The 1824-nt window shown below is 68.9% G+C and carries 2 protein-coding genes; one reads left to right on the top strand and one right to left on the bottom strand.

The window, feature by feature from the left end; genetic code table 11:
* The coding region (locus tag BEK98_RS51560; protein WP_425276677.1) for an Rv1733c family protein at nucleotides 1–369 on the bottom strand (369 nt) is incomplete at its 3' end.
* Nucleotides 370–1161: 792 nt separating this feature from the next.
* Between BEK98_RS51560 and BEK98_RS47590 the strand changes: the two genes are divergently transcribed.
* Nucleotides 1162–1692: a TerD family protein gene (locus tag BEK98_RS47590; RefSeq protein WP_094222992.1), complete on the top strand. Its 531-nt coding sequence runs from the start codon at nucleotides 1162–1164 to the stop codon at nucleotides 1690–1692.
* Nucleotides 1693–1824 lie beyond the last annotated feature (132 nt).

Below are 1824 nucleotides of genomic sequence, written 5' to 3'. Positions count from 1 at the left end.
CACCAGCATCTCGCGGAAGGCTGCATCGGTGGGAGACAGCGGCTCGTCGGTCAGGTTGCCGTGCCCATCCGTCCATACGGTGATCCGGGCCCCGGCCCGGGTGTCCGGCGGTACCCGCGCGCGGTCCGTGTGCGTCGTGCCGTCCGGTGCCCTCCAGCGCACTGCGGCCCAGGCCTGCTGATCCTCCACTTTGCGCGTCGGCCTCGTGCCCACCGCATCCCTCGTGACGACGGCCTGAACCTCCCGCCGCTCGGCCCGCTGCCGGTCGAGACCCCCCCGCGACCGCGACCGCGGTGACCGCGCCCGCGAGCACGCCCCCCAGTACGGCGAGCAGCCCGCTGATGAGCACGACCCAGGCTTCGACGACATCAGCGCGCCGCCGAAGCGGGTTGCGCCGCAAGCGCCACCACCGCACCGCCGGACGACGTACCCTCACCACCGTCGACACCCCCTCGCACGAGGACGGACGACCCTCGCCTCCAGTGTGCTGCTGGTCGGCATCACCACTGCAACCTGCAGGCCAGGACGACATATCGCAGCCACAGATACAGGACGCCGACGGCGGTGGCGAGTGTCACGACAAGCCCGTACTCGGTGACCTGCCGAAGGGGACGGACCGGCGCAGGCTGAGGCGTTGCACGGGCGTCAACTGGCAGCTCTCCTCGGGGCGGTCCGCCGTCGGATCGCTGAGAGCCGGGAGAATCCTGGGCTGGTGGACCAGTCCGGACGTCGTCCGGAAACGTGCCTTTGGCTGCTGGTCGGCACGCTGTCCGCCCGGTGGGCTCTGTTCGCCCCCACTGGATCACCCTGCTGGTCCAGGACGGCACCGGGAGGCCAGGTGCTCCATGGAGAAGGACTCGTGGGCATGCCGTGGGCCGTGCGGCGCCTGAAGCTGCGACCGCCATACGTCCACGTGGCTGAGACGGTCACGGTCCTCCATGCCCACCCGGACCTGCGCCCCACCGACCAATGTTCACCTCGCGAGCACGGCCTACCGCTCGGCCCCGTACTGCTCCTCACTGTCACTACGGTCGTCGCAGCTTCGGTCATCGAGTGAGAGTCAAGGGCGAAGCGTGCTAAGGAGGCGTCAAAGGGCTGGTCAGCGGCCATACTTGAGATTGCGGGGGACCGACCCGCGCTGGCCTGACGGGGAGCGGCAAGGTGAGTGGAGTCGGCAGAGGGTTGGACAAGGTCGAGGTGAAGCTCCGGTGGGATCCGAGTCCGTACGGGGAGGCGCCTCGCCATCTAGATATCGTGGCCGCGACCTACTCGGCGGACGATCCCTACGGGCGGCCGGTGTACGTCGTCCACTACGAGAGCCGGTCGCCGGACGGCACGATCAACATGAGCCGGCACAGTGAGACTGGTCTGGGCTTGGGGTTCGTCGAGGCGATGGTGCTGGAGTTCGACCGGATGTCGCCCGTTTACGGGCGGGTGGTGGTCGGTGTGGCCATCCACCAGGACGGCGGCCCCCGCACGTTCGGTGACATAGCGAACGCCGGTGTGCTCGTCCTCGAGGGATACAGGCAACTGCTCTCCGATGACTTCGCGGGCGTCGCCGATGCCACGGCCGCGACGATCGCCGAGTTCACCAGGGACGCGTCCGGAGCGTGGGAACTCCGCGAGATGGTCCGGGGGTTCGACAGCGACCCGGTGCTCTTCATGGCGGAGATGGGCAGCATCCGGCAGTGACATGCGGGGTGTTCCAGCGCTCCATCGGCATTGTCACAGCCGGCCTGACCCTGGCCGCAATCTCCGGGTGCACGGTGCCCGTGGATGCCGTCGCCGGTATTTCCGTGACCGATGCCGGTCCTTGAGCGGGGA

Origin of the sequence: Streptomyces diastatochromogenes (assembly GCF_002242805.1) — a bacterium.
GTDB classification, from domain to species: domain Bacteria; phylum Actinomycetota; class Actinomycetes; order Streptomycetales; family Streptomycetaceae; genus Streptomyces; species Streptomyces diastatochromogenes.
The sequence above is the reverse complement of the archived record's forward strand: the minus strand, read 5'-3'. Positions and strand labels throughout refer to the sequence as shown.